Here is a 21,559-nt window from a genome sequence, read left to right on the forward strand (position 1 = left end):
ATTTTTAAAATTTTATAAGGTAGACTTATAAATAAGAACACAAATAAAAAGGAGGAAAAAAATGAAAAAAAGAGTATTAGTTATTTTAGCACTATTTACATTAGTATTTTCTAGTGTAGTATCTGCAAAAACAGTAAAGTTATGGTATGGATGGACAGGACAAGAAAAAGAAGCAATGTTAGGAATACTTGCAAAATATGAACAAGTATCAGGAAACAAAGTAGATGCATTAATGGTACCATTTGATGCATTGCAAGGAAAATTTCAAACAATGGCTCCACAAGGTCAAGGACCAGATGTAATAGTTGGACCTGCTGATTGGATAGGAACATTTAAAATTCAAAATTTATTAGCACCTATTGATGGATTTGCATCAGAAAGTACTTTAAAAGGATTTATACCAACAGTATTAGGGGCATGTAAATATGAAAATAAATTATATGGATTACCAGAATCATATAAAGTAGTAGCTTTAATTTATAATAAAGATTTAATACCAAATCCTCCAAAAACAACAGAGGAAATGATAAAAATAGGAAAAGAATTAACTAACGAAGATGAATCACAATATGGACTAGTTTATGATAAAGGAAATTACTATTATCATATGGGATGGATTGGTGGATTTGGAGGAAAAATATTGGATAAAAATAATAATCCAACATTTGATTCTAAAGCTCAAATAGAAGCAGCTAAATTTGTAGCTTCTTTATCAGAAGATCCTCAGAAGATAATGCCAGAAGAAGTAGATTATAATGTAATGATGACACTATTTAATGATGGGCTTGCAGGAATGATAATAAATGGACCTTGGGCAATAGGAGATTTAGTAGAATCAGGAGTAAATTTTGGAGTAACAAGAATACCAATGGTTAATCAAACAGGGCTTTGGCCAGCACCAGCATTGGGACCAGAAGTAATGATGATGTCAGCTTATTCTAAAGACAAAAAAAATGGATATGATTTAATAAAATTTTTAACATCAGCAGATTCACAAGCTGAAATGTCTAAAGTTGGACATTTACCGTCAAGATCAGAAGTTTATGAGTATAGAACTGTAAAAAATAGCAGTGTATATCAATACATAAAAGGATTTAAATCTCAAGCAGAAGTAGGAACTCCAATGCCGACAGCACCAGAAATGAATGCTGCAGTTTGGGCAAATGGAGCTACAATGTTATCACAAGTATTATCAGGAGATGCAACAGCAGAAGAAGCAGCAAAAGATGTACAAGAAAAAGCTATGGAATCAGTTAAAGAATTAAGACAAAAATAATTTGTTTACTTTTAAATATTCTTTAGAGTAAAGGTAGCTTTATGCTGCCTTTACCTATTATTTATATAAAATAAGGGGAAAGTATATTTTGTATAAATAATAGTGTGATTATAATTCAGAGGGAAAAATACTAAACAATTGGAGGGGATTAATATGAAAAAAAGAACAAATAAAAAAGGGACATTAAGTTTAAAAGCTAAACTGATTTTAATTAATAGTGTAATAGTGTTTGCAATATTAGTAGCATCAACAATAACAGCAATAAATATAAGTGGATCTAAATTAGGAGAGGTATCTGATAATATAAAAGATAATTTGGGAAAAGCTTTAAATGAAAAATTGAAAAAAGCAGGAGAGATATCTATAAATATATTAAAAGATAAAGAAAATGTCATTTTAAGAGAAGCAAATATAATGGGGAGCAACTCTGATTTAATAACTTTAGTAGAATATAATATGAAGAGAAAAACAAGTAAATTATCAAAAAATAGTTTTATTCCTGATGAAAAAAATAAAAAGAAATTTTTTGTAGAATATAAAAAAACAAAATCAATTTTAAACTATATTAGAATAGTTGGAGATTTACAAAAAAGTATGTATGGAGATGGAGCAGAAAAACAGATAGAAATTGTAGATGCAACAGGAAAAGTAAAAGCGAAAACTAAAGGAATAAAAAGAGCATTTAGAGAAAAATCTAATTCAGATAAAATAAAACAAATTTTGGGAACGGCTGGAGGGCTAACGCTTACAGATGTAATACCTTCATCTAATGGACTGATAATAAAAGCTTATGGAAAAATTGATAAAGATTCAACAGATAATCAACAAAAAGGTATATTAATTGTGACATTGCCCTTAAATGTTGCATTTGCAAATCAATTAAAAAATATGACAGATACTGAAATTGGACTTTATAATGGAACTAAATTTTTTACAGGAACATTATTTGGGGATAATGGAAAGCCTTTAGATTTAGGTGATGGCTCTAAAATATTAAAAAAATTAGAAACTGGTGAAAAAATAGTAATAGAAAACAAAGAGCTTGATTTTGGAAATGTACAAGGAAAAAACGTAAAAAAGAGTTATAGATTTGCATATATACCAATAACAAATTATTTAGGTAAAATAGTAGGAATGATGGCTGTTGGAGTAAAGACAGAGAACTTGAATAAAGCTATTTCAGTTTCTGAAAAAAATAAAAAAGAGGTAAAAAGTGAAATTGTAAAATCTTTAGTAATAGTTGCAATTTTTGGAATATTAATAGGTATGATATTTATATATATATATTCTGGAACAATAACAAAAGAGATTAAAAAAATATTAGATGCAGTAAATAAAGTATCAGAGGGAAATTTAACATTGGAAGTAAAAACAAAACGTAAAGATGAAATAGGAGATTTAGCTGATGGAATAAATAATATGACGAAAAATTTAAAATTAATGGTTTATCAAATAACAGATATGTCAGAAAGAATAGCTTCTTCTACTGAGCAAATATCAGCTACTTCAGAAGCAAACAGAAGTTCTATGGAGGGGATAGTAAATATATCTGGTGAAATAAAAGATAAATCAAATGAAGAGATGTTGAGAATACAAGAAGCTGTGGAATTTATTAGTCAAATTAACGCAGGAATAAAAGATATATCTAAATATTCAGAAAAAGTTACAGAAAAATCTAATGATTCATCAGAATTAGCTATAGAGGGAGGAAAGGCAGTAAAAGATGCAGTTGATTCTATAAATGAAATAAAAAGCACAGTTGAGGAAACGTCTGAAATAGTAAAAAGTTTGAGAACAAAAACGGAAGTTGTAGATAAAGTGGTAACTGTAATAACAGGAATAGCAGATCAAACTAATCTTTTAGCGTTAAATGCAGCAATAGAAGCAGCGAGAGCAGGAGAAGTAGGAAAAGGGTTTGCAGTAGTTGCCAATGAAGTAAAAAAATTAGCTAGTCAATCAGCAGAAGCAGCAGAAGAAATTAGAACTATAATATTAGGGATACAAAGTGAAGCAAATAATGTAAGTAAAAGTATGAAAAAGGGATTAGAAGAGGTAGAAAAAGGTGTTAATATTAGTAATAAAGCAGGAGAAGCATTAAAAAGTATAATAGATTCAGTATATGATACAACAGAAATGGTAACTGAAATAACAGCATCAACGCAGGAACAGTCAGCTAGCTCAGAAGAAGCATTAAAAACTATGGAGGATATAGCGGCAGCTTCAGAACAAACAAATGCAATTTCTGAGAGTATTGCAAAAGAAGCAGAGGAGAGATTAAAAGGTGTAGAAGAAATAGTAGAAGGAGTTAACAGTATTTTAGATGGAGCAGAAACACTTAATAATTTAACCGATACATTTGATATAGGAAAAGATTTTGATATGAGTGAAAATGTAAAAAAAGAGTTAAAGGAATTAGACGATTAGAGAATAGAAAAATAAATAAAAATAGAGCTTGCAAATGGTTGATTTGTGAGCTCTATTTTTATTTACTAGGAAAGTAACTTATTCAGAAAATAAGCTACGCCGTTTTTTTGAAATATGCAATTTTTCAAAGCGAAATTTTTCAGAAACCAAAAATTTTGAAAAACATTTATACTTTACATTATGAAGCGTAGCTTATTTTTTTATTATTGTAAAAGAACAATAATCCTTATATAGAACTTGTGTCCTTAAAGAGGATGAGCGTAAGTTGAAGTTATATTATGACAAAATAAACTGACGGATCTCAACTAATATGTTTTGTGTAAAATCAAAAGTAGGACGTACAAACAGAGAACAAACACATAGATATCGTTCTGATATAGCACTTGGTGTAGATTAAAACGAAAAATAATGCAAAAAACGGTTAAAAATTCACAAAAAATGTATAAAAATATTGACATAATAAAAAAAGTGTGCTAAAATTATAAAAAAGAATTGTAAATGAAATAAAGTGAGGAAAAAAGGAGGTACTAAAAAAGTTAGAAGTGGAGAATGAAAGAAAAAAAGTAATATGTTATAATACACAAATAATAAGGGAGGTAAAAAAATGAAAAAAATTAAGTTGGCATTAGCTTTTTTTACTATTTTAAGTAGTTTAGCTTTTGCAAGTTTTAACGATGTACCAGATAATCATTGGGCATCAAACGCAGTAAGGAATCTTTATAATAAAGGTCTTTTAGCACCGAGTCTTGACAATGCAACGAAGTTTAAGGGTGAGGGGGTTTTTTCTAGGTATGAAATAGCATCTATGCTTTATTCTAATTTGAGTTATGTAAATGAAAAACTTGAGAAAAAAGCTTCAGCACAAGATTTAGAAGCAATAAAGGTGCTGGTAACTAATTTTGCTCCAGAATTGGTGAAATTGGGGGCGAAAAGTGAAGAGTTAGATAAGAAAATAGCAAAAATGGAAAAAGAGATAGGCGATAAACTAGGAAAGAAGATAGATAAATTAAAAGATGATGTAAATAAAGTGAAAATATCTGGAGATTTTTCTGCAGAACAAATAGTAGGGATGAAAGATAATAATCCAGGAATGAGAGATTTAGACTATACAGGAAATTTAACTCTTTCTGGTAAAGTAAATAAAAATGTATCTGCTAAAGTTAAATTAGGTATTGATCAAGGGAAAGATGCTTCTGTAGATGCAATAGAATTAAAAGCGAAATCTAAGAAATTGACAGTAGCTGTTTTTAAAGATAGCGATAAAGAAGTTGCAAGTTTTGAAGATACATTTAACCTGTTTGCGGGAGATGTAGTTGATCCGGACAATGGAGTAATAGCTAATGGAAATTTAAGTTTATTAGGGAACTCTAATAAATATGTAGCTATGATGTATAAAACTGGTTCTGGAGATTTTTATGGGATGCAAGTAAAACAAAACTTTGATGTGTTGAAAAAAATGGGGATAAATGCTTTTGTAAGAGGTAGTTATGCAGAAAAAGTTATTAATTATAAATGGGATGATGCGAAAGATTCTGATAATGCAAGAGGGTTATATGCTGTAGATGGAGAATTGGTAATGAAACCACTTCCTATTTGGAGTTTAACTGTTTCTGGAGAATATGGAACAAGAAGAAGTCCAGGGATAGAAAACGTAGAAAGTGATGCAATTAACGCATATGTACCTAGTAGAGATGCTATATATTTATATACAAAGAATTTATTTAAATTAGGATGGCTTGGAAAGATAGATGTAAGAGCAGGGCTGTATAATTCTGGTGAATATTTTGATGTGGCTGGAATGGGAAAAAATACAAAAACTGTTTTTGCGGAAACAGATATTGTGAAATTAGAAGCAGATAAAAAAGCATATTTGGCATATGCGAGTTATGATCTTTTCAGTAAAGGTTGGTTAACAACAAATGTAATGTATTCTAGTTATGGAGCTAATATAAAAGATAGTTTTCCTAAAGAAAAAATAAATTCATTAACAACATTGAATTTGTGGCCTGGAAAAATAAAATTAGAATTAGAAGGAACTCTTGAAAAAGATGAAAAACTTCCAGCAGATGCAAAAGCTGGAAAGCTTGAAGCTGCAAAAGGAAAAATAACAATAGAACAAAGAAATAAATTTACATTAATACCTAAATGGACAGAAAATGTAAATTTCCATTATGAAATGGATAGAGATAAAGATGAAAAAGTAAAAGATGATGCTAGAATAGCGGAAGTTTACGTAGATCACGGAATGGACATTACTAAAAATAGTTATTTTAAAGTAGCTGGAAAAATCAATATAAAAGGTTTAGGATTAGGAAAAGAAGAAGATGCAGAAAAGAAAACATATGATGAAGATGGTAAATGGGTAATAGACCATTCATATGATAAAAAGGTAACTGTTGAAACTGGTTCTGATTATGAAATTAGGAATGTTAAATTGGCAGGATTTAATAATAAATTTATTGTTGGTGGAAGATTCTCCATAGAGGATAAACAAGGTAAAAGAGTAAATGCCAAAGATAAAGATGGTAATGATATAAAAGTAAAAAATGGAGATAAAGATGTAAACGTTACAACAACAAAAAACACAGAAAAATTAGATGATAATTACAAATATAGAGCGTTTGTATATCATAAATTGGAAAAAGGAAACTTTACTTTATATTGTGGAGCAAAATATGAAAAAGAGTTAACTTATCAAGCTGATAGCAAAAATTTTAAAGATACAGATGATAGTGATGATGTAAAATATGCAGTTGGAATGGAATATAATTTTGGGAACGATACAACAGCAACATTAAAATATGGAGATCCTACAGTAACAGAAGATAGTGGAGATTTTATAAGCGACAAAACATCTTTTGCAGATGGAGAACAAGATCAACTTGCGTTTAATATTTCAGCGAAATTTTAATAAAAAAAGGAGGAGATAGTACAATGAAATTAAAATATAGTTTACTTGCTGTATTAACAACTTTCTTATTGTTATTCAGTGGATGTATATATGAAAATAATAATATGAAAAAACCAGATACAGCGTCATTGAAATTAACAGTTCAAGTTAAAAAAAGTGCAGGAGAAAATGCTGTAACAGCTTTAACAAAAGAGGATTATGTAAAATTTTGGTATTTTGTCCCAAGTACATCAGGGTCAAAATCTATCATAGCTACAAAATTAGCGGATGATTCTACTGATTTAGACGATATAAAAAATGACTTTAATGAAGGGAATACAGGTGAGAAAATAACAAATAAAATAGATGCAGACTTAGCAGATGATGCTATGGATGATTATGTAATATCAGAGGTGCCATTAAATGCTAAATGGTTGGCAGTTGGGATACCTGGAAAAGGGTATGATGTTCAACTAATAGATTTAAGTAAAAAAGGAACTATGAAAAAAGATACAGAATTAGATCTTGGAACAATAATATTACAACCAAGACCAGATAAAACATTTACAGTAAAAGCTGTACCAGAAATGTTTGGAAAAGCAGAATTATCTAAACCTATATATATATCTGGACCATTTAATGGATGGCATGGAAATGAAAATTCTTCTCCAGTTATGGTAAAAGGTGCAGATGGAATTTATACATATACATTTACAGGGATAGCGCCAGGAGAATTTGAATATAAATTTAATCCATCTGAATTTTCGTCACCTTGGTCAGCAGATCCAACAGGAGATAAACTTGTTGATGATGGAAATGGAGGATCAAATCCAAAAGCTATAGTTAATGGTAAAGCTAAATCTAAATATATGCCAGTAATAGCTTTGGATACAAAAAGTTTTAGCAAAAATACAACAGCGGATGCAATTGAAGTTACTGTAGATATATCTAAATATATAAAAGATCCAGTTTCTGATAAAACTATAAAATCTGTTAAAATAAATTATGCTGGAAAAATGGTTTCTGGGAAGATAATAAAAGGAACAGAATTCTCAACTTTATCTAATAAGGCGATGACTTTAGAAGATGGAAAATATAAAGTTAAAAATATAAAAATACCAGAGGTTGGAGAATATTTGTTTACAATAACGGCAGTAGATGAATACGGAATTACAGCAATGTCTTCTGTATATATAACTGTAATGGATAGCGCGCCAGTAGTAAAATCAGTAACAGTAAAACATAAAAATTTAGAAACAGTATTAAAACAAAAAGATGATTGGAGTTACGAAACAACAGTAACTACACCAGGGGCATATGAACTTGGATTTATGGTAGATGGGAATTGGCAAAATGCTACTGCAAGTGATGCGGTACAAGTAGAGACTAAAAAAGATTGGAGTTATACAACTACAATATCTGCACCAGGTACGTATGAACTTGGATTTATGGTAGATGGGAATTGGCAAAATGCTGTTGCTACAAATAGTGTTTCTGGAACAGGAGTTACTTTTGAACCAGCAAGTGGTGGAAATGCTAAATTTACAACAACAACAACAGATACAGCAATAACTATTAATTATGCAGGACCGGCAAAAGTAGTGACAGTTAAGGGAGGCTTTAATGGTTGGGCAGAAGTTGCATTGTCAAGTTCAACTTTTGTTGATTTTACATACGAAAAATCAACAAGTGGAAATGCTAAATTTACAACAACAGTAACAAATACAGCAATAAAAATAGTGTTTAATAATTCTGATTATAATTTGATTCCGTATGGAGTTAAAGTAAAAGGTAGCTTTAATTCTTGGGCAGAAGTGGCGTTGACAGGTGGGAAGACAGTATCTGTTGCACCTGGATCAAATAAAAGAATGGTTGTATTACTTGCAGCAAAAGTTGAAGATAACGATGGAATGAAAGATATAGAATCTGTAAAAGCTGATTTAACTCAATTTGATAAAGGTATGTTAACTTTATTAAATGATGGACAAGCAACAGTGTCTGGTGATGAAAGTTCAACAGATAAAGTATATACAAACTCTATAGAAATGAATTTATTAATAGGGACATATATGATACCTGTTATAGTTAAAGATAAATCAGGGCAAGAAACAACTTATAATGCAGAATTAAAAGTAGAAGAAGATAATGATTATAGTGATGATGAAAATAGTTCAACTATAATAAAAGATATGGGAAGTTTATCAAATTCAGTAAAAATAGTATTTGATGCTACTAAAATGTCAGAGATGAGTGGAGTAGACTTATCTAAAATAAATAAAGTGATAATAAAAGGGTCTATAATAGATGGTAGTTGGGCTAAACACATAGAATTGACAAAGGATGACACAGGAGATACATGGTCTGGATTTATTCCAATAGATAGTAAAACAGGAGAATTTGGATTTGCATATTGGACATCAGATGGAACAGCAAATGATAAATGGGCAGGAAAAAATCCTGATACTGGTAATAATTATACTTACTCAGAAGGGGTAGCAAAAGGATTGATTGTAGAAGGTAAAAAAACAGTAAAAGTAGTGTTTGATGCTACAAAATTATCTGAAATGGATGGAGTAGATTTAACAAAAATAGATAAGATGATAATAAAGGGCTCTATAATAGATAGTGGTTGGGCTAGACAAATAAGATTAACTAAATCAAATGATGATAATACTTGGTATTGTTATACAGAAATAGCTAGCAAAACAGGAGAATTTGGATTTACATATTGGACATCAGATGGAACAGCAAATGATAAATGGGCAGGAAAAAATCCTGATACTGGTAATAATTATACTTACTCAGAAGGAATGGAAAAAGGATTAATTGTAGAGTTTTAATTAATTAAGAAAGGGCTTGTTAAGCCCTTTCTTTTTAAATTGGTTAGTAAAGTATAAATTTATTTAGAAAATAAGCCACGCTATTTTGCTTAAGTATGTGATTTTTCAAGGCGAAATTTTTCAGAAGCCAAAAATTTTGAAAAACATTTATACTCTATGAGTTGAAGCGTAGCTTATTTCTTTATTTGTTAGTAAAGTATAAATTTGTTCAGAAAATAAGCTACGCTATTTTTTAAAATATGCAATTTTTCAAATCAAAATTTTTCAGAAGCCAAAAATTTAGAAAAATATTTATACTTTACGAGATGAAGCGTAGCTTATTTCTTTATTAGTTAAAAAATAGGAGGTAATTGTGAAAAAAAATATATTATTGTTATTTATAGTGGTGTTTTCTTTGTTTGGGTGCATAGAAAAATCAAATAACGTTGAGAAAGAAACAAAAACAGATACAACAAATTTAACAGGAAATACAATAAGGGTTCATTATAGTGGGGACAATAGTTGGGGCTTACATTTGTGGGGTGCTTCTATAAAAACGGAAAAAGATGGTGTGTTCTATATAGGGAATACAAAACATGATTGGACAACTCCACTGAATTTTGATAAAAGTGATTCATTTGGAGTGTATGTGGATTTCAAAATTTTAGATAGTTCGCAAGATTTGAATTTTATTATACATAAAGGAGATGTTAAAGATTCTGCTGATCGGGATGATAAAAATCCTAGAAAGCTAGATGTTTCAAATGGCAATAGAGAATTTTGGGTGATAAAAAATGAATCAACAATTTATACTAAATTGCCTACTATAACTCAAAAAATAGAGAGAGCAGAAATAGTAAATGATAAAACTTTAAAATGTTATATTACTTTAAATGAAGATATTAAATTATCAGAAATAAAAGCATATAAAAGAGATGGGAAAGAGGAGATTATAACTAATGTTTTAAGAGATGGAAAAATATTAACTTTAACTTTAAATAATGCTTCAAAAATAGTTAAGCTAGAGTATAAGGAAAATTATTTTTATACAACAATATCGTCAGAAGCATTAAGAGGAGATATATTTTATTATAGCGGAGATGACTTGGGAGCTAAATTAAATTCTGATGGAACGGTTGATTTGAAAGTGTGGTCTCCTTTGGCAATGGAGATAAGTGTAAATATATATGATAAAACAGACCAAAATAAAAAAGTGGCTGGGGCTATAAAATTAAATTTAGGAGATGCTGGAGTTTGGAGTGTTAAGTTAAATAAGGCAAATACCACTCTAGATAATATGGATGGATATTTTTATCAATATGAGGTTAAAGCATATTATCCTCAAGAAAAGGCAGTGAAAACAAAACAAGCTCTTGATCCTTATGCAAAATCGATGGCTTCTTTTGACAGCAATAGCAATGATAAGATAGGGAAAGGTGCATTTGTAGATATAAATTCTATAAACGCAGGAGAAAAATCTTCTAGTATAGGGAATACAAACTTAGAAAATTCAGTTGAAGAGATAGCATATGAAACCCATGTAAGAGATTTTACAATATCTGCAGAAGATGTGCCTGAAAATGAAAGAGGGACTTTTAAAGGTTTTTCTGATTTTACAAAAGGATTAACACATTTGAAAAATTTGGGGATAACAGATGTACAATTTCTTCCAGTGCAAAATTATTATACGGTTAATGAGAAAGAAAAAAGTTATATGCCTGTTGGAAATGGCGATAAAACGAATTATAATTGGGGCTATGATCCGCATAACTATTTTACCGTGGAAGGATGGCTTTCATCTGATTCAGAAGACCCATATAATAGAATAAAAGAATATAGAGAACTGGTTGGGAAATTGCATGAAAATGGAATTGGAGTAATAATGGATGTAGTTTATAATCACACTTATGGTTGGGATGTATTTGAAAATATTGCACCTGGTTGTTATTATAGGACTATTGAAGGAACAATATCGACAAAATCTGGAGCAGGTCCAACTGTAGAGAGTAGAAATAAAATGGTTAGAAAATTAATTATAGATTCTTTAAAACATTTTGTTAACGAATATGGTGTTGATGGATTTAGATTTGATTTAATGGGATTTATTGATACAGATACGATGAAAGAGATAAGAAAAGAGGTTGGAGACAAGATTATTTTACAAGGAGAGGCTTGGAATTTTACAGATTTGGATAAAGGAGAGTCTCCTATAAAAGGAGAAACGGCTTCATATCCGCACAATATAGATTTGGCTGTATTTAATGATACAAGTAGAGATAGTTATTCTGGAAGTACATCTGCGGAAGGTGATAATGGATTTGTTCAAGGGAATATTAAACTTACAGGAAAAGTAAAGGCTGGAATAATTGGAGGAATAACAGGATTTGATAATGGAGGAACTCCTCTAAATATAACAGAAAATGGATATGATTTGTTTGCGGATTCACCTAAAGAAACTTTAAATTATCAATCTATACATGATGGATTTACTTTGTGGGATAAAATAAATCTTAATATAAAAGGAACGAAAGAAATAAGAGCTAAATATGTAAAACAAGCAATGGCTATGTTGTTTACATCTGAGGGGAAAATAATAATTCAAGGTGGAGATGAGATAGGTAGAACGAAACCGCTTGCACTTGATGATGCAAATGGTTCGAATAGGGCTCATACTAATTCAAATTATGATTCTGATGGCGAGCCAGATTCTAGTGGCGGAAAGCTACATGAAAATAGTTATAAATCACCAGATTATACAAATATGTTTAGATGGGATAGAATGGATAAGGAACCATATGCTTCTTTGGATGAATATGTGCAAGGTCTTGTAAAAATGAGGAAATCAATACCTGCATTTAGATATGAAAATTCTGAAAGTATAAAAAATGGATTAAAATTTATAGGAGAAGAAGGGTTTAATAGTGGAGAAACTACAGGGCCTTTTAGTAATTTTTCGGAACTACAAGATTTAACTTTGAAATTTATAAATGGAGTACCAGACAGTGTATATTATGTAGTTGGAGAAGTTTTTTCTACTGCTGGAGATGGTGGAGTTAATGGGAATCCAGCAACAAATGCATTTAAAATAGTTTTTGATAGTGAAGGAAAAGGAGAAATAACATTTACAAAAGGACAAATATCAGAATTTAATTTAAGCGGATGGAGTGATCCTAATAATTTACAGGTTAAGCTTGTAAAGACTCCTGGAAAGTGGGATTTTGTACCGGGAGGATATTCTGGTAGTGGAAATAACAGTATAAAAATAGGAACGATATCGAATAGCCGAGAGGTTCAAATAGACTTAGGGGTAGAGGATGATATTCCTGGACAAGTTCCGTTTGAAAATAATAATTATATTGCGTATGAACTTGACAATAGTCTAGAAAGTGGAGGAGATACAAATTATACAAAAATAATTGTAGTGCATAATGTTGGTAGCGTAACGGAAAAAATATCTGTTCCTGAAATAGTAAATAATAGTAATTGGAAAGTTATAGTTGATGAAGATGATGCGGGGATATTACCTTTAGATTATAATGAAAACGGAGGAAGAGGAAAAACTAATGTTAAAATTTTAAATGGAGAAATAGATGTACCGGCAAATTCAACATCTGTAATAGCAAAATAAAGAGTAATCTAGAAAAGAAGGTTGGTGTGGATTACACCAATCTTTTTTCTAAAATAAAGAATAAAAGTTCAAAAGTTTTGAGAAAACTTGATAAATTTTGGAGGTGAACGTAAAGTGCAAGATTGTTCTGAGGAATATTTTTGGATATTTAAAGAAATTAAATTGTCAAAACTTAAATTAGTTATATACGTAGAAGAGGTTGAAATTGAATTAACAAAATTAGAGTATCTTTTAATGGAGTTTTTTATAAAAAATCCTGGAAGAGTTTTCTATAGAGGTCAGATTATAGAAAGGGTTTGGGGTGATAATTATATAGGTGAAGACAGAGTGGTTGATTCTTGTTTAAAACGATTGAAGAAAAAAGAAGAAAAATTGAAAGAGCATTTTAAAAGCGTTAGAGGAATAGGTTATATTTTTGAGTGATGTATAGCAGAACATAAAAATGTAAAATAAAACAAAAATGACATCATTTTGACAATAATATATGGTATTATAAATTAAGGATGATAAATTAAGGAGAAAAAATGAAGATAGCTATTATAGATAGTGGGGAACCAGAAAAAAGCAAATTAAATATAATAAAATCAATAAACGTGACTGAAAGTGTTCAAAAGGATGAAAATGGACATAGTACAGCAATTTATAAAATATTAGAAAGATACTTAAATGAAGAAGATGAGATTATTAATATAAAAATCTTAAATAAAGATTTAAAAGGAAGTAGTTTTGAATTGTTAAAGGCTTTAAATTTATTGAAAAATGAAAAAGTAGACATTATAGGGCTAAGCTTAGGAACGACTACTTATAAACATGTATATGGGATGCATAAAGCTATAAATTATTTAATAAAACAAAATATTGTAGTCGTTGCAGCCAAAAATAATTCGGGAAAAATATCTTTTCCAGCAGAATTTGACAAAGTTATAGGAGTCGGGAATTCTATGGTAGATGTAAATGAAAAAAAATGTTTTATAGATTATTTTAATACAAATATATATTTAAATATAAATGAAGAATTAGATATAGAAAATAAAAAAATAGAGTTAATAGGGAATAGTTATTTGGTGCCTCATATAGTAGGGTTGACATCTAAAATATTAAAAGAAAACAGTATAAAAGATTTAGAAGAACTATTGTATATTTTAGAAACGGAAAAAATAGAGGAATTATCTATAGAAAATGAAATTTTATAAAAAAATAAAGGAGGAAAAGATGAAATTATCGTTATATCCATTAAATAACATTGCCAAACAGATAATTAATACTAAAGAATATTTAGATTATGAACTGAAATATTTAATTTTAGATGAAAATGAAGAATTTGTAGGAGAAGTAGAAACAGGTAAAGAGATAAAGAATGTAATAATGAAAAGCGATATAATTTTATTTACAGATGTAGATAATAAAGAAAGAGAAGATAATATAATTAAAATAATGTTAGAAGCAAATAAGCAAAATAAAGATATAATTTTATTAGAACTTCCAACTAGCGAAAAAATAAAAACTTTAATAAAGGATAATAATATAGATGTTTTAACTTGTTTTGAAGGTAAAAAAGATATAGTAAAGTATATTGGAGAATATTTGAATTTTGAAGAAAATTTTCGAAAAAGAGGATATGTAGGAAAAGGAGAAAAAATTAAAAAAATAGGTTTTTTTGAAATATCAGAAAAGCAAGAAAGTTTAAAAATTTTACTAGAATTAAATGAAAAATTAAAAGAACATTATAATATAGGTAATATAGTTAATGAAAAAATAGGCTTTTTATATGATTTTAAACAATTAAAAAATATATATGAAAATTATAATCTTAATTGGCAGTATGTAGAAGCAATGTTTAGAGAATTTGAGAAAGAAAAAAAAGAGTTAATATTTATAGAAGAAAAATTAAGTTTTCCTATTTATGACAATGATATTCATGATTTTATGAAAAAAAATTCTAAATTATTAGGGTATAGATTAGATGAAGCTGTATTAATAATAGATGAATTAAATGAGAAATTTATAAATAAATTATCAAATATGTTTAGGATATATTATGGTTTAGAAGAAATTTTAGCGTGTATAATAGAAAAAAGTTTTTATTATGAAAATAAAAAGAGCATAGACAATATTACTGCAAAATATAATATAAAAAATGTAATTTTTAAAGATGAATTAGAAAAATTTGAAAAAATATTGTTATTAGAAAAATTAGAAGAAAGATTGGAAAATAAATATAAAAAAATGAGTGATAGATATTATGAATTTAAAAATGCTTAAAAAATAATATTCTAAATAGATAGGGGGTAAAAATGAAGCAAGCTGTACTATATCCATTTGATAAAATAACAATGGGGATTATAAGATTTCGAGAGCTATTGGATTTTAAAATTAATTGTGTTGTAGATTTTACAAAGTATGATGAGTGTGATGCTGTAAAATTAGCAATAGGGGAAAAATCAGATATAAAAATAACTAAAGACATAAAAAAAGGATTAAAAGATTCCGAAATATTAATATTAAATGATGCAGGAGCTCCTGTTCAGGTTCCAGCAGCTATTAAATTTTATGAAGAAAATAGATTGCAGGAAAAATGGAAAGATTTAGTAAAAACAGCACATGAAAAAGGGATGAAAATCTTATCAACTCATACTATTTTAGATGTAGGGTTAAAAAAATGGTTAGAAGAAGAGGAAATAAATGTTGAAATTGGAAAACAAATAACAAATGAAGAAGCAAAAAATAGAGTAGAGAAAAATGAAAATTATACATTTAAGAATAAATTAAAAAAAATAGGGATTTATGGTACAAATAGTTGTGTTGGTAAATTTACAACTCAAATGGAATTATTAAGAAGTTTAAGTAAAAAAAGTAAAACAAAAGCAATTATAACAGAGCCTACGGCATTTTTATTTAATCAACCACAATTTGTAAATATACAATCGGATGAACTTTTGGCAGGAGAATATATGGGGGCAATGTTAAAAGAAATGGAACAAGATGATGTAGAATATGTTATAAATTCTGGGCAATCGGGGCTTAGTTTCATACTAAATAGATCAGCTGGTTGGATTAATTATAATATTATGAGATTGACTAGCTTTAATCCAGATAAGGTTATTATTGTTTGTGGATTAGATGATGATAAAGATGTAAGAGATGTTATTGATTTTTTAGAGATTACATTAGGAATTTCCAAACCAATAGCAATTATGATAGCAGATAAAAAAGAAAATAAGGGAGTCTTTGAAAGAATAGAGAAAGAAAAATTGGAACAAAGGAAAAAGGAACTAAGAGAAAAATTTGGAGTTAAAAATGTAGAAATAATAAAAGATATAGAAAAAATAATTCCGGAAATATTAAATTAATAGGAGGTAAAATTGAAAGATATAATATTATATCCAAATAATGATAAAAGTAAATTTTTATTAAAACATAAAGAAATTTTCAATTATAAAATAGCAGGTATGTTTTCTTCAAAACAAGAGTTAGAAGAAAATTTGAATAAAGGAGATAGTATATTTATAACTGGTGAAGATAAAAATTTTAATGAGTTTAAAGAGATTATAAAATTAGGAAATGAAGCAAATAAAAATATTATATTTAATTATAATATTTTTGACAAACAAACAAAAGAATATATATTAGATAATAAATATGAAGTTTTTGCAAATTATGAAACAGAATCAGAAATAATGAAAATGTTATCCAAACAAACAAAAAAACCTTTAAAAAAAACAATAAAAAAAACAATGTTATTGTGTATAGATGATGTTGAAGACAAATTAGATGTAGAGCTAAGATATTTAAAAAAAATAGGTTTTAAATCAGAAGAGTATGAAGTTGTTACAGATGATAAAAGGGGAAGATTGTTTGGATTTAAAGAAATTTATAGCGGTTTGAGCGAATATACTGTTTATGATTATACCAAAAATATTATAGAAGAAGCAGAAAAAAGTAAATCTAAAAACTTATTTCTTGCATATACAAATGATTTTTTAGATTTTGAAGATTATTATAAAATGTTGAAAAATATGTCGCTTTTATACTCTTTTATGCCAGAAGAATTAATAATAGCAACTAAAACAAAAAATGAAAAAATAGATATGTTAGTTAAGTTTATAAATATATATACTAATTTAAACTCAGTGAAAATATTTTTTTATGATAAAGGAGAAGAAAAAATAGAGATATTAAATTAAAAAAATGTAAATAAATTAGGAAGGGGACAAAAATGGAAAAAGTATCTATATATCCAAATAATAAAGTAACGCAAGGCTTAATAAGATTTAGAGAATTACTTAATATAGAAATAAAAAGTGTTATAGATTTTGTTTTTGATGTAGGAAAAGATGCTCAAGAGATATTGGATGGAGAAAAATCGGGAATAATGATAATGAATGAAGTAGATGAAGCGTTAGAAGGAGTAGATACATTATTATTAAATGAAGAGGGAACTCCTTTAGCTCATTTTCAGGATTTTTATTTTGAAAATGAATTGGACAAAAAGTGGAGGTTAGTAGTAGAAACTGCTTTTAATAAAGGGAAAAAAATAATAAGTAGTCATAATATATATAGTAAAAAAACATTAGATTGGTTAAGTGAAAAAAAAATAAAAATTGATTTTCCAGAGCCTATAGAAAAAGAAAATATAGAAAAAAAATATTTTGAAAATTTGAAAAATGATTATAAAACTAAAAATATGACAAGAATTGGAATTTATGGAACTAGAAGTTGTATTGGAAAATTTACAACTCAGCAAATGTTATTTAAGGAATTGAGAAAAAAAAGAAAAGTTAAAACTATCATAACAGAGCCTACAGCTTTTTTATTTAAAGATACATATCCTTTATATAGCACAATACCATTGAGTCAATATGAAAATACAGCATATTTAAGAAAATTAGTAGAAGAAGAAGACAAAAATGAGACAGAATATTTTATATTTTCGGATCAAGGAAGTGTGGTATTAGATTTTGGATTAGGGTGGTATATGACAAAGTTATCATATTTAAAAGGGTTTCATCCAGATAAAGTTATTATAATAGCAGATTATAGAGATGATGAGGTATTGGAAAAAATGATAACTTTTTTCAAAGTTTTTTCCAATATAGATAAACCAATGGCAGTTTTGATTCCAGATAGAGTAGAAAAAGAATATGGAATTTATGAAAAGAAAACTGAAGAAGAGATGAAACAAAGAAAAAAAGAGATAAAAGAAAAATTCAATATTTCAACGGTAGAGATTATTAGAGACATAGATAAAGTTGCTCAGACTATTTTAAATTAAATTTTGGTCCAGATAGATAAAAATAAAATATGGAGGTAATTATTAATGAAATTGAAAAAAGTAACAGAAGAAATGTTTTTAGAAGAAGAATTTGATTTAGAAGGATATAATTATGGAGTAGATGGGGACGATGGAATAGACGGAGATGGAGAAACAGATTCAGGATCAACTTCAACAGGAATAGATGGAGATGGAGAAACAGATTCAGGAATAATTTCAATAGGAATAGATGGAGACGATGGAATTGATGGAGATCAATAATAGAGTTTTATAGAGAAAATGGTTTTAATAAGAAAGTAATTTTTTAAAAGTTCAATCTATCTGGACCTTAAATTAAATAAATTGTTTAAAAAGAAGTCGAATTTTTTGACTTCTTTTTGAACTGTTTTAGAATAAAAAATCTGTTAGTTTATAAAAAAATTAAGAAAAGAATGATGAGGTGCGGTCTGATATGAATTATATAACGACAGTGAAAGAAATATTTAAATTTATGAGGTATTTAAAGCCATTTTATAAATTTCAATTTTCAATAATGTTTGTTTTGCTAATTTCGACAATATTGGGGTTGATAAATCCATTAGTATATAAAATGGTGGTAGATGATTTTTTTATAGGTAAAAATATAGAAATACTTTATTTTGCTATTGCAATACAGATAATAGTATTTATATTTACTAAAATACTGTCAATTTCAAAAGAATATTTATCGGCATATATGGGAAATTTTATATCAATGACAATGAGAAAAAATGCATTTGATAAAATAATGAAAGCAGAAGCAAGTGAAATGAATAAAATAAATATAGGAGAGATTTTTGTTACTTTTGATAATGATATTTTAGCGATAGAAAATGCAATAACAGGAACAATTATTAATTTAATCCTTACATTATTTAATTTCATAACCAATACACTTGTTATGTTTTTATTGAGTTGGAAATATGGGATAGTTGTATTTTTAGTAATACCATTCCAATTAATTAATAATAATATATGGATAAAACATGTAATGGAAAAAAATAAAGCAATAAGAAAAAGTGTATCTGAAATGTTTGAATTTGTAAATGAGGCATTTTCGAATATGAAATATTTAAAGTTACTTACAAAAGAAAATTTTGCTAGAAGGGTTTTTTTTAAGAGAAATAGTAATATGGTGATTAAGATATTTGATTCGCTAAAAATAAGCTGGATAACAGGGACGATTAGTGAAGTGATAGGACTTGGGGACTCTATATTCTTGTTGATTGTCGGTGGCGGTTTGATATATAAAGGTGAGATAACGTTAGGAACATATATGGCATTAATGTCATATTCGGGAACTGCAAAAGGAAGCTTTATGAGCTTATTAAATTTCAACATAAATATGGCTCCCGTGATGATTTCGATTGAGAGATTGGAAAAGTTATTACAATTATCTCAGGATAATCTTAAGGGAGAAAAGCCGAAAGAATTTAGCGGAGATATAGAATTAAAGAATTTGGATTTTTATTATGAAGAAAATAATTATATACTAAAAGAATTTGAGTTAAAGATAAAAAGAGGAGAAAAATTAGCATTAATAGGTGAGAGTGGGAGTGGAAAATCTACAATAATAAATTTGATAATGGGTTTATATAATCCAATTAATGGAGAAATTAGAGTTAATGGATATGAGTTGCGAGAATTAGATAAAAGATATTTTAGAAAAAAAATAGGAATTGTAAGTCAGGATAGTTTCTTTTTTAGTGATAATATACGAAATAATTTATTATTAGGTGATAAAGCTAAAGATGAAGAGATAATGAGAGTGTGCAAAATTTGTCAGATAGATAAATTTATAAATGATTCTCCAAACGGGTTGGAAACTTTATTGGAATTTGGAGGGACAAATCTTTCTGGTGGGCAAAGGCAAAGATTGTCTATTGCGAGAATGCTTTTAAGGCAGCCTGAAATAATAATATTGGATGAAGCTACATCAGCGCTTGATAATATAACGGAAGCTTGTATTTTGAAATCTTTGGAGGAAGAATTAAAAACAAAAACAGTTATAACAATAGCTCATAGATTGTCGACGATAGAGAGTTCTGATAGAATAATCGTATTAAAAGATGGAGTTATAGTGGAAGAGGGAACGCATGAAATATTATTAGAAAAAAGAGGGGATTATTATAATTTGCAAAAACTAAGATCGGAGGATAAAGCTAATGATGAAAACTCCGCATAAGATTATGAAGTTAATAAAAAGTACAGTTGTGTTGTTTTTGGTGGTAATAATAGCTACTTTATTTTTATTTCAAAAAACTGAATATGTAGAAGGGAATGGAATTGTTATTGCGGATAGATATAATGTTTATTCTCCTGCTTCTGGTGAGATAAAAAGGATAGAAAAGGATTTTGGAGATATAGTAAAAAAGGGAGAAACGGTTATTGAAATTGATCCGAAAGAGACAGAAAATAAATATATAGAAAATAAAATCGCTATGGATAATTTATTTACAGAATTAAAAATAAAGGAAATGGATGAAAATCAATTAGATTTAGAACAAAAAAGTTATGAAAATAATTTAGAATTATTAGAAATGGATTATATAAATTTGGAAGATGAGTATAAAAATTCTGAATTTTTATATAAAAAAGGAGAAAAATCAGAATATGAACTAAAGAAAAGTAGATATTTACTTAAAAAAAAGAAATTAGAAATTAGTGATTATAAAATTAAAAATAATATAAAAATTAAAAAAAATTTAATAAAAAAAGAAAAAAGAGATCTAAAAAATCAAATTAATTATTATGAAAATAAGGGAAAAGATTTAAAGGAAGAAATAAAAAAATGTATAGTGAAATCAGAATATGAAGGTGTGACTATAATAACAAAAGATTTAAAAGAATTAATGGGCTCAACAGTAAATAAAGGAGAATTACTTTTTACATTAGCTGATTTAAAAAATCTTAAAATGATAGTTACTTTGCAAGAAAATGCAATTGGAAAAGTAAAAGATGGACAAAAAGTAATTATAATGTTAGATGCGATACCTTATGAAAAATTTACAACGATTGAAGGCGAGGTAATAAAGTTATATCCGCAGGCAAAAGATGGAATGACTTATAATAAAGTGGAAATTATAATAAAAGGATTTACGAATAAATTAAAAAAAGACAAACTAAAAGAAATAAATTTAAAAAATGGATTAAAAGGAAAAGCGAAAATAATTGTAAAAGAGAAAAAAATAATTGCAAAATATTTGTGGGATAAATTGTTTGAATAGGAGCT

The 21,559-nt window shown here is 27.8% G+C and carries 14 protein-coding genes; all 14 read left to right on the plus strand.

From position 1 onward, the window contains the following. Positions 1-61 precede the first annotated feature (61 nt). The 14 genes from RDY08_RS00055 to RDY08_RS00120 all read left to right on the plus strand — a co-directional run bounded on the left by RDY08_RS00055 (position 62) and on the right by RDY08_RS00120 (position 21,554). A complete protein-coding gene (locus tag RDY08_RS00055; RefSeq protein WP_307904401.1) occupies positions 62-1,276 on the plus strand; it encodes a sugar ABC transporter substrate-binding protein in 1,215 nt (404 codons plus the stop codon). A gap of 153 nt (positions 1,277-1,429) precedes the next feature. After that, complete coding sequence (locus RDY08_RS00060; RefSeq protein WP_307904402.1) at positions 1,430-3,700, plus strand: methyl-accepting chemotaxis protein; 2,271 nt, start codon at positions 1,430-1,432, stop codon at positions 3,698-3,700. A 604-nt stretch (positions 3,701-4,304) separates the two neighbouring features. After that, positions 4,305-6,611, plus strand: coding sequence for a hypothetical protein (locus RDY08_RS00065; RefSeq protein WP_307904403.1), 2,307 nt, complete (start codon positions 4,305-4,307; stop codon positions 6,609-6,611). Positions 6,612-6,634: 23 nt separating this feature from the next. Beyond that, positions 6,635-9,430, plus strand: coding sequence for an early set domain-containing protein (locus RDY08_RS00070; protein WP_307904404.1), 2,796 nt, complete (start codon positions 6,635-6,637; stop codon positions 9,428-9,430). Positions 9,431-9,782: 352 nt separating this feature from the next. Further along, the gene (locus tag RDY08_RS00075) at positions 9,783-13,037 is read left to right on the plus strand and encodes a pullulanase-associated domain-containing protein (RefSeq protein WP_307904405.1); all 3,255 of its coding nucleotides are present in this window, start codon (positions 9,783-9,785) and stop codon (positions 13,035-13,037) included. Positions 13,038-13,151: 114 nt separating this feature from the next. Further along, entirely contained in the window at positions 13,152-13,460 is a 309-nt protein-coding gene (locus tag RDY08_RS00080) for a winged helix-turn-helix domain-containing protein (protein WP_307904406.1), read from the plus strand. A 101-nt stretch (positions 13,461-13,561) separates the two neighbouring features. Next, the gene (locus RDY08_RS00085) at positions 13,562-14,230 is read left to right on the plus strand and encodes a S8 family serine peptidase (RefSeq protein ID WP_307904407.1); all 669 of its coding nucleotides are present in this window, start codon (positions 13,562-13,564) and stop codon (positions 14,228-14,230) included. A 19-nt stretch (positions 14,231-14,249) separates the two neighbouring features. Then, a complete protein-coding gene (locus RDY08_RS00090; protein ID WP_307904408.1) occupies positions 14,250-15,299 on the plus strand; it encodes a hypothetical protein in 1,050 nt (349 codons plus the stop codon). Positions 15,300-15,331: 32 nt separating this feature from the next. After that, complete coding sequence (locus RDY08_RS00095) at positions 15,332-16,387, plus strand: DUF1611 domain-containing protein (RefSeq protein ID WP_307904409.1); 1,056 nt, start codon at positions 15,332-15,334, stop codon at positions 16,385-16,387. 12 nt (positions 16,388-16,399) lie between these two features. After that, positions 16,400-17,221 (plus strand): hypothetical protein, encoded by an 822-nt coding sequence (locus RDY08_RS00100; RefSeq protein ID WP_307904410.1) that lies wholly within the window; start codon positions 16,400-16,402, stop codon positions 17,219-17,221. A 32-nt stretch (positions 17,222-17,253) separates the two neighbouring features. Beyond that, positions 17,254-18,309 (plus strand): DUF1611 domain-containing protein, encoded by a 1,056-nt coding sequence (locus RDY08_RS00105; RefSeq protein WP_307904411.1) that lies wholly within the window; start codon positions 17,254-17,256, stop codon positions 18,307-18,309. A 45-nt stretch (positions 18,310-18,354) separates the two neighbouring features. Continuing rightward, positions 18,355-18,570: a hypothetical protein gene (locus tag RDY08_RS00110; protein ID WP_307904412.1), complete on the plus strand. Its 216-nt coding sequence runs from the start codon at positions 18,355-18,357 to the stop codon at positions 18,568-18,570. Positions 18,571-18,760: 190 nt separating this feature from the next. After that, a complete protein-coding gene (locus RDY08_RS00115; RefSeq protein WP_307904413.1) occupies positions 18,761-20,512 on the plus strand; it encodes an ABC transporter ATP-binding protein in 1,752 nt (583 codons plus the stop codon). Beyond that, positions 20,493-21,554 carry an HlyD family secretion protein gene (locus tag RDY08_RS00120; RefSeq protein ID WP_307904414.1) on the plus strand — a complete coding sequence of 354 codons (1,062 nt, stop codon included), beginning with the start codon at positions 20,493-20,495 and terminating at the stop codon, positions 21,552-21,554. Before RDY08_RS00115 ends, RDY08_RS00120 begins: the two co-directional genes overlap by 20 nt. Positions 21,555-21,559 lie beyond the last annotated feature (5 nt).

The sequence above is a fragment of the Haliovirga abyssi genome, from assembly GCF_030295325.1.
GTDB lineage: Bacteria > Fusobacteriota > Fusobacteriia > Fusobacteriales > Haliovirgaceae > Haliovirga > Haliovirga abyssi.

What these genes read in the sequence shown, in the direction of transcription:
- RDY08_RS00065 (WP_307904403.1), top strand. Translation starts at nt 4,305, where the DNA reads ATGAAAAAAATTAAGTTGGCATTAGCTTTTTTTACTATTTTAAGTAGT.
- RDY08_RS00055 (WP_307904401.1), top strand. Translation starts at nt 62, where the DNA reads ATGAAAAAAAGAGTATTAGTTATTTTAGCACTATTTACATTAGTATTT.
- RDY08_RS00060 (WP_307904402.1), top strand. Translation starts at nt 1,430, where the DNA reads ATGAAAAAAAGAACAAATAAAAAAGGGACATTAAGTTTAAAAGCTAAA.
- RDY08_RS00105 (WP_307904411.1), top strand. Translation starts at nt 17,254, where the DNA reads ATGGAAAAAGTATCTATATATCCAAATAATAAAGTAACGCAAGGCTTA.
- RDY08_RS00090 (WP_307904408.1), top strand. Translation starts at nt 14,250, where the DNA reads ATGAAATTATCGTTATATCCATTAAATAACATTGCCAAACAGATAATT.
- RDY08_RS00115 (WP_307904413.1), top strand. Translation starts at nt 18,761, where the DNA reads ATGAATTATATAACGACAGTGAAAGAAATATTTAAATTTATGAGGTAT.
- RDY08_RS00095 (WP_307904409.1), top strand. Translation starts at nt 15,332, where the DNA reads ATGAAGCAAGCTGTACTATATCCATTTGATAAAATAACAATGGGGATT.
- RDY08_RS00110 (WP_307904412.1), top strand. Translation starts at nt 18,355, where the DNA reads ATGAAATTGAAAAAAGTAACAGAAGAAATGTTTTTAGAAGAAGAATTT.
- RDY08_RS00085 (WP_307904407.1), top strand. Translation starts at nt 13,562, where the DNA reads ATGAAGATAGCTATTATAGATAGTGGGGAACCAGAAAAAAGCAAATTA.
- RDY08_RS00070 (WP_307904404.1), top strand. Translation starts at nt 6,635, where the DNA reads ATGAAATTAAAATATAGTTTACTTGCTGTATTAACAACTTTCTTATTG.
- RDY08_RS00120 (WP_307904414.1), top strand. Translation starts at nt 20,493, where the DNA reads ATGATGAAAACTCCGCATAAGATTATGAAGTTAATAAAAAGTACAGTT.